The following is an 8,166-nucleotide window of genomic DNA, read 5'->3' as shown; positions in this document are numbered from 1 at the left end:
ATTATTAATAATTGGTTTAATACCATATCCCAATTTTTATATCTTTGAGTCCATTTCTTTACCACATTCATACTAACAAGGTAAAGCATTTTTTCTAGTGATTCATCTGAAGGGAATATAGTTTTTGATTTTGTAACTTTTCTCAATTGCCTATGAAAGCCTTCAATAATATTAGTTGTATACATAATTTTTCTGATTTCATTAGGAAATTTATAAAATGGACTCAATACATCCCAATTATTTTCCCAGCTTTTAATAGCATAGGGATATTGACCTTGCCATTTGCTTTTTAATTTTTCAAATTCTTCTCTTGCTATTTCTTCATTAGGTGCTTGATATACAGCTTTAAAATCCTTACTAAATTCCTTTAAATGTTTATACGAAACATATTTAAAACAGTTTCTTAATTGATGAATAACACATCTTTGAATTTCTGAATTTGGGAAAGCTGCTTGAATAGCTTCTTTAATACCAGCTAAACCATCCACTGAAAATATCAATACATCTTCTACTCCTCTATTTTTAAGTTCATTTAAAACACCAAGCCAAAATCTATAACTTTCATTTTCACCTATGCATATACCTAAAATTTCTTTTTTACCTTCAACAGTTACACCTAAAACAACGTAAGCAGCTCTATTAATTATGTGTCCATCAGTTCTAACTTTGTAATGTATAGCGTCCATGAATACAAAATGATATATTTTTTCTAGAGGTCTTGACTGCCAACTTTTAATTTCAGGAACTATTCTTTCAGTTATCTTACTAACCATTTCAGCAGAAACATCTATACCATATATTCTTTAATTTGGTCATGAATGTCTCTTGTAGACATACCCCTCCCATAAAGAGCAATGACTTTTTCCTCTATTCCAGAAATATCTCTTTTGTACTTTGGTACAATTTGGGGCTCAAATTCCCCATTTCTATCACGTGGAATATCAATTTCCATTTCTCCGAATTGAGTTTTAACAGTCTTTTGAGTATATCCATTTCTTGAGTTAGAATTATTTTTATCTGTTTTTTCATATTTTTCATAACCAAGACTTGATGAGAGTTCCGCTTCAAGCATTTCTTGTAGGGTTTCTTTAAAAAGTTCTTTTAATGACGCGTATAAGTCATTTACAGATTGAATATTATTTTGGTTAATAAAAGCTTTTAATTGTTCTTTTGTTAGCAATGACATTTTAAAAACCTCCTTCTTGGTTTATATTCTAATTCTTACCAAGAAAGAGGCTTTTAATCAATTTACACAAAATTATTTACAGTCTCCCTATTTAAGAACTTATCTTAAATAGGAGGGTTTAATTTACATAATTTCACGTTGTATTTTTATAATCTCATTTTTAAAATCTTCATAGTTTATACAATCTATAGCTAAATCAAATATTTTATCTAACGCCTCTATATTATTTATTTTACTTATCAAAAATATTATCTCGTGCAAATCTTCTTTAAATTTTTTATTCAAGAATTTTTCTATATCCTGTTTTTTTGCTTTTATTATACCTTCATTTATTCCTTGTTGGATACCTTGTTGAATACCTTCCTGCTTTAATAAATAACCAACTTTAGTCATTTCAAACACCTCCTTCAATTTATTTATATATTCCTTATCTATAAACTTATCCGAAATAGCTATTATTGCTGATATACAAAACATTTTTAAATCTTTATCATTTATTTCTTTAGCAAGTTCAACAGCCGTAATCGCTAATTCATTTTTATCTTTTTTTGATTTCATCAAAGGTAAAAATATTAAATTTAACTTGTCTAATTCAGTCAATTCTTTTTCACTCAAAATTACACTTTTTAAATGTTCTAAAGTTCTATCTCCATCAAATCTTTTCATTAGAATTTTTTCTACTTTATAAAGATTGTTAGGACCTATCCTTAATTCTGTAATTATATTATCATCATTAATGTCTGCTGAATAAATAACAATAGTTCTAACTGGTTTTCTTTCCTTTTTATATAACCTTAAGTCATATAAATTAAACCTAATTAAATCATCCTTTTTATAAGTTGTTTGAAATTCTAAGTGCAACAATGAATCATCTTCTAACAAAAACACAAAATCCATAACCTCTTCTTTTACATCAATTATTGGTAAATCTGTTGGTATTACTGACTTTATTTTGGGAAGTTTAATACCTAAAAATTCTAAAGTCGTATCTTTAAATGCCTCTGCCATATATTTTAAAATTATATCGTTATTATTGTGCGATATATGTATATTTGACATATTGCCACCTCTATATTTATCTTGTATTTTAATTATACCATAAAGAAAATTTTGTTTCATCCTCCATCATAATAACAATATCATACATAGTATAAATTATAAATGATATTGCTCTTATTTAAAAAAGCATCTGAAATTCAGATGCTTTTTGTTTACATTGTTAAATTATTACTCTTTAATACAACCTTATAGGATTTAAGGTCACTGTGTACCTCTTCTTTAAATGGATTCTTCTTGTATTTAAATATCTTATAGTAATGATAAACAAATACCGCTATGTTGGATAGTAATGCAAGTAGGCTTACAACAAATAATGCTGTTGTGCTATGGGAGGATTTTACTGCATACTTTGAAGTATCAACAAAATTTGGGAAGCACATTACAAACATCATCCAAGTAGCTAAGGTCTGTGCTCTGTGTTGTAACCAAGCTCCCTTCTTTATAAAGAAGGCTGGGATTGTACAGGATAGAAGTAATGCAAGTCCTGCATAATATGAATGGTCCGATACACAGTTATATACATATGCAAAGTTCCATAGGTCGTATGCAATTATCCAAAACCATAGCTGGTCTGGCCAAATCATATCTTGGCTTTTATCCTTACTAATTACTATACCTACCCAACCTGATAAGGTTATGATATTTAGTATTCCTGCTATGCCATTCATTATGTTCCAAGGACCACCAATTATTGTAACTCCATCAACAAGCCCATTATAGCTGTAACATTGAAAATCTCTTATTACTGCCTCCATAATATTTAGTGAAAGTATAAATGGTGGGAACATCAAAGCATATTTATTTGTTTGCAATTTCTTGTTATACCTAATTGCCATAAATCCTATACATCCTGCAAGTGCAGAATATACCTTTGCCCAATGGAACCAAGTTCCAACACTTGAACCTTCTCCTGCTGTTTTAGGCCATACTGTAAAGGTTAATATAATTGGAAGAATAATGAATAAGAAGATTGCAAAATACTTATTCCTGCGTGCAAGTTCATTAACTAAAATAAGTCCTACTAATACAATAACCCCCATAACAATTTGTGCAAATGATAGCGGTTCAAATAAAAACATATAATTCCCCCTTTACACGACTTAGTCGCTATAATTTTAAAAATATTTGTAATAATTATTACAATTTTATTGTATCAGAAAATTTTGTTAAAGTAAATATTGGTAAATAACTTTATATGTAAATTATAGTTAACGTTTTCTAAAAATCTTTATATAAAAAGACGTGCATAAACACGTCTAAAATAATACCTCATTAATCAAAATTTCAAATTTAAATACAATAATTTACATATCAGCTACCTTCATTTACGAATTAATTACCTCAACAAGTCTATTTGCAACCTCTGAATGGTTTGTAAATCCAGTTAATGTGTTAAATATATCCTCAAGGCTGCTTCCTAATACCTTCTCCTTAAGTTCTTCAAAGTTACCATCTGCTACAATTTGGCCATCATTTAAAAGAAGTATTCTATCACTTACCTTTTCTACAACCTCCATAATATGGGATGAGTAAAATATGGTTTTGCCTTCATTTTTTAATGCCTGCATCATTTCTTTAAAGACCATTGCACTATTTGCATCAAGGCCTGTAATTGGTTCATCAAAGAATATCAGGTCTGGGTTATGTATTATTGATGAGATTATTGCAAGCTTCTGCTTCATCCCCTTTGAAAAGGATGAAATCCTTGTATTTTTTACTTCATAGAGGTCAAAAATATTTAGTAGCTCGTCTATCTTTTTATTGAGTTTATTTTCCTCAAGTCCATATATACTTCCTATAAAATTTAGATATTCAACTGGAGTTAGGCTGTCATAGAATTCAACAATTTCTGGAACATAACCTATTCTTCTCTTATACTCATATTTATCCCTTATATCTTCACCAAAAATTTTAACAGTACCTCTATATCCACTTGTCATTCCTAAAAATATTCTAATAGTTGTACTTTTACCAGCACCATTTGGACCAATATAACCAACAATCTGCCCCTTTGGCACCTCAAAGCTAATTCCCTTTAATACATCCCCACTTCCATAATCCATATATAAATTTTCAACTGAAATTATATTATCCATCATAATCCTCCTTATACGTCTATATAGGTTAATTTTGACACAAAATATAATTATTTTCAAGTTTTAAACTACTTTTTCATTGGTAATATACCCATAAATTACATTTAAACTTTGTAATTATTCGTTACGATAAATAATATATAAAGTTTTAGGGGGGTAGTATATGACAAATAAGAAAAAATTGATTCTATCAATCATACTTTTTATTTTTACACTTACAATTTTTGTAACAGCCTTTGCAAAAGTAAGAAAAGGAACAGCTCCTGCTGCACCTTCAAGCATAAGTGCATCAAGTATAACAACAAGCGAAGTTACTTTGACTTGGACAAGTTGTCAAGGTGCAACAGGCTATAAAGTATTTATGGCAACTCTAAATGATTCAAACTACACACAAATCGCAACTACTTCAGCAACAAGCTATAAAGTTACAAATTTAAAACCTGCTACAGTATATTGGTTTTTTGTTCGTGCCTACAATACCTATGGCACATCAGGTGATTCTGCTCATATAAAAGTAACTACTCAGAATATTGTTATTAATAATCAAAAGCAGGTTATTGGATTTACAACCTACTATTACAGCGGTGACAAGTCCTCCTATAATTCTATGGTAAACAATACTTCTCTTTTAAACACAGTAATTACACACACATATATAACAGATGGGCTTGGAAATATATCAGGTTTAGTTCCAACTGAACAAATTAATTATGCAAACAACAATGGAATAGTTCCTATTGCAATGGTAAGTAATAACTTCAGTGGTGACATAGCAAAGCAGCTACTTGAAAATGCACAAAATAGACAAGCTCTTATAAATAATATATCCAATGCACTAAAACTAAATGGTTATAAAGGTGTAAACATAGACCTTGAAGGAGTTTACTACTACGACAGAAGCTATCTTTCAACCTTTATGAAGGAGCTTTATACTGCATTAAAACCACAAGGATATATAATAGGTATCTCTGTCCCTGCCAAAACATATGACAGCTCAACTAATAGCTGGACAGGTGCCTATGATTATGCCGAACTTTCAAAGTACGTAGATCAATTTATACTAATGACCTACGATGAACACTATCCAGGGGGTACACCTGGTGCTATTGCATCCATTGGGTGGGTGCAGAAGGTAATAGATTATACTATTACTGTTGTTCCAAAGGAAAAGATTTTCTTAGGACTTGCAGCCTACGGATATGATTGGTCCTCAAATGGCACAAAGGCATACAGTATAAATGGAATCTATAGCATTGCAAATAGCAATAATGCAACTATCCTTTGGGATGATGTGTCAAAATCACCTTATTTTAATTATACGGATGTAAATGGAGTTGCACATTCTGTTTGGTTTGAAAATGACAAGAGCACTGCATATAAGCTTGATTTAGTAAATAACTATAATCTTTCTGGAGTTGCTATTTGGAGACTTGGACTTGAAAATGCAGATTATATGAATATGATAAAGGCTAAATTTAACAAATAAAAATAGGGCTTTATGCCCTATTGCTGCTAAAAAATTATATATTGATTAGCCCCATGAAGGATTTCTTGGGCATTCGTTCATTTCGCTAATCAATTCTAAGCTTTTCTTTGTTTGAAAAAGTCCTACCCTCGCGATGCCATCGTCCTGATGGCCGCTCGGCTCGGCACGTCCTGTGCCGAATTACGGACTTTTTCAAAGTCAAAAAGCTAAGAATTGCTAAAGCTTATGAAAGAGCCTATTGAAATCCATTCATGGGGCTTTTTCAAAATTTAGCTAACAACTATGTTTATCAACAATCTCAGGGCTTTATGCCCTATTTTTGTTAAGTATTCCAAAATAGTTTGTCCCCCACACACCAATAATTATCATTACTGCACCAATCAATTTGTAGCTTTCAAAACTTTCACCTCTTATTGTAATACCAGCTATAACCGATACAACTGTAGTAAGGTTCGCAAAGACTGATGATTGTGATGCAGGAAGCTTTGATAAACTGTAATTTACAAGCAAAAATGCAAAAACAGATGACAATACACCAAGGTAGAAAATTGAAATTGAAACCTGTGTATTTATCTTAGATAAAATACTAATATCATTAGACATTATACCTTGAATAAAATATAGTGTCCCAAAAACAATCATCCCAAGTATCATCATAAAATAAGTCGTCTCGTATGGTGTAAAATTCTGTGAGGCTCTTCTTGAATAGATATTAAACATTGCAGCACTAAAAACTGCAGAGAGTAAAAATATAATTCCTCTTAATTGGCCCTTTGCCTCTAAATTTCCTCCACCTAATACAATAGTTAGAACCCCTACAACAGATATAACTATAAATATCCATTGGAGATTTGATGGTTTTTCATCAAGTAAAAACGCAGCAAGTATTGCAACAAGTACAGGAATAAATGCCATCATAACTCCAGCCTCTGATGATGTAGTATACTGAAGCCCCTTTGTTTCCATAATAAAATAAATTATTGGCTGCCAAAGGGCAACTAATATTAGTGGTTTTAAATTTTTGCCTCTTAAATTTACCTTAACAATTCCAAACAATATTAAAAGTGACATTGTTATTGTTGCTGTTGTGAACCTTAAAAATAAAAGTTCAAAGGTTGACAGCGTCTCTAATGCAGCTTTACTAAATATAAAGGAAAAACCAAAAATTAAAGACATCGTAACTCCAGCCAAGTATGGCAAATACTTCTTCATAACGCACCTCCTATTCATCTTGTATATTCTAACATAATAGATGCAAAAAAGGAATGATAGACATTTATCTATCATTCCAATTTTTATATTCTATTTTGCTCTTTATCTCTTCAGAAGTTGCACACATTATAACTTCATCTGATAGTTTCTTTGCTTCTTCGTAGTTTAGGCTTGTTATTAACTTTCTTGCCTTTAGTATTGAGGATGCACTCATACTAAACTCATCAAGTCCAAATCCTAATAGAACTGGAATTATTCTTTCATCTCCTGCCATTTCTCCACACATACCAGCCCATTTTCCTTCTTTATGTGCATTGTCTATTACCATCTTTATTAATCTTAAAACTGCTGGATGGAATGGATCATATAGGTATGATATCTTTTCATTCATTCTATCAACTGCTACTGTATATTGAATTAGGTCATTTGTTCCTATACTAAAGAAATCTACTTCCTTTGCTAATATATCTGAAATAACCGCAGCTGATGGAATTTCTATCATTATACCTATCTCTACGTTGTCGCTATAGGCAATTCCTTCTGCCTTAAGTTCGTTTTTAACTTCCTCAACCACTGCCTTTGCTTGTCTTAATTCATCTACACCTGATATCATTGGGAACATTATCTTTAAGTTTCCATATACAGATGCTCTAAATAGTGCTCTAAGTTGAGTCTTAAATATGTCCTTTCTGTCAAGACATAGTCTTATAGCTCTATATCCAAGGAATGGGTTCATTTCCTCATCAATCTTTAGATATGGTAGCTTCTTATCTCCACCTATATCTAAAGTTCTTATAACAACCGGTCTTCCTCCCATTCCCTCTAAAACTGCCTTGTAGGCTTCAAACTGTTCTTCTTCTGTTGGAAGGCTGTCCTTATCCATATATAGGAACTCTGTTCTAAATAATCCTACACCCTCTGCACCGTTTTTAAGTGCTCCTTCAACGTTGCTTGGTGTACCTATATTTGCAGCAAGTTCTACCTTTCTTCCGTCAATTGTTATTGACTCAGCATTTACAAGTTTTGATAGTTCCTTCTTATACTCTACTAACTTCTTTTGCTTTTCTCTGTACTTTTGTAGAGTTTCTTCATCTGGATTTACTATTACAACGCCTTCATCACCATCT

General features: G+C 31.2%; 6 protein-coding genes and 1 pseudogene. 1 reads left to right on the top strand and 6 read right to left on the bottom strand.

All coding sequences use genetic code 11. The features are described from left to right. The 4 genes and pseudogenes from BUB63_RS12165 to BUB63_RS12150 all read right to left on the bottom strand — a co-directional run. A pseudogene (locus tag BUB63_RS12165) lies at window positions 1–1,186 on the bottom strand (IS256 family transposase); the annotation flags it as partial. Window positions 1,187–1,309: 123 nt separating this feature from the next. Further along, window positions 1,310–2,245, bottom strand: a complete 936-nt coding sequence (locus BUB63_RS12160) for an RpnC/YadD family protein (protein WP_073250115.1) — start codon at window positions 2,243–2,245, stop codon at window positions 1,310–1,312. 152 nt (window positions 2,246–2,397) lie between these two features. After that, window positions 2,398–3,324: a DUF5692 family protein gene (locus BUB63_RS12155; protein WP_073250109.1), complete on the bottom strand. Its 927-nt coding sequence runs from the start codon at window positions 3,322–3,324 to the stop codon at window positions 2,398–2,400. 246 nt (window positions 3,325–3,570) lie between these two features. Next, on the bottom strand, window positions 3,571–4,344 hold the full coding sequence (locus BUB63_RS12150; protein WP_370882846.1) for an ABC transporter ATP-binding protein: 774 nt from the start codon (window positions 4,342–4,344) through the stop codon (window positions 3,571–3,573). Between the two features lie 160 nt (window positions 4,345–4,504). Here BUB63_RS12150 and BUB63_RS12145 point away from each other — a divergent pair, with 160 nt between their 5' ends. Continuing rightward, window positions 4,505–5,827, top strand: coding sequence for a glycosyl hydrolase family 18 protein (locus BUB63_RS12145; RefSeq protein WP_073250106.1), 1,323 nt, complete (start codon window positions 4,505–4,507; stop codon window positions 5,825–5,827). Window positions 5,828–6,133: 306 nt separating this feature from the next. Here BUB63_RS12145 and BUB63_RS12140 read toward each other — a convergent pair whose 3' ends face one another. Then, complete coding sequence (locus BUB63_RS12140) at window positions 6,134–7,039, bottom strand: DMT family transporter (protein WP_200790283.1); 906 nt, start codon at window positions 7,037–7,039, stop codon at window positions 6,134–6,136. A gap of 64 nt (window positions 7,040–7,103) precedes the next feature. Next, on the bottom strand, window positions 7,104–8,166 hold a 1,063-nt coding region (ptsP, locus tag BUB63_RS12135), incomplete at its 5' end, for a phosphoenolpyruvate--protein phosphotransferase (RefSeq protein ID WP_073250102.1).

Origin of the sequence: Caloramator proteoclasticus DSM 10124 (assembly GCF_900129265.1) — a bacterium.
GTDB classification, from domain to species: Bacteria; Bacillota; Clostridia; order Clostridiales; family Caloramatoraceae; genus Thermobrachium; species Thermobrachium proteoclasticum.
This window is presented reverse-complemented; position numbering and strand designations above follow the sequence as displayed.

Bases quoted from the DNA above. Each gene is read 5' to 3' on its own strand.
- BUB63_RS12140 (WP_200790283.1), bottom strand. From the start codon at position 7,039: ATGAAGAAGTATTTGCCATACTTGGCTGGAGTTACGATGTCTTTAATT.
- BUB63_RS12155 (WP_073250109.1), bottom strand. From the start codon at position 3,324: ATGTTTTTATTTGAACCGCTATCATTTGCACAAATTGTTATGGGGGTT.
- BUB63_RS12160 (WP_073250115.1), bottom strand. From the start codon at position 2,245: ATGTCAAATATACATATATCGCACAATAATAACGATATAATTTTAAAA.
- BUB63_RS12145 (WP_073250106.1), top strand. From the start codon at position 4,505: ATGACAAATAAGAAAAAATTGATTCTATCAATCATACTTTTTATTTTT.
- BUB63_RS12150 (WP_370882846.1), bottom strand. From the start codon at position 4,344: ATGATGGATAATATAATTTCAGTTGAAAATTTATATATGGATTATGGA.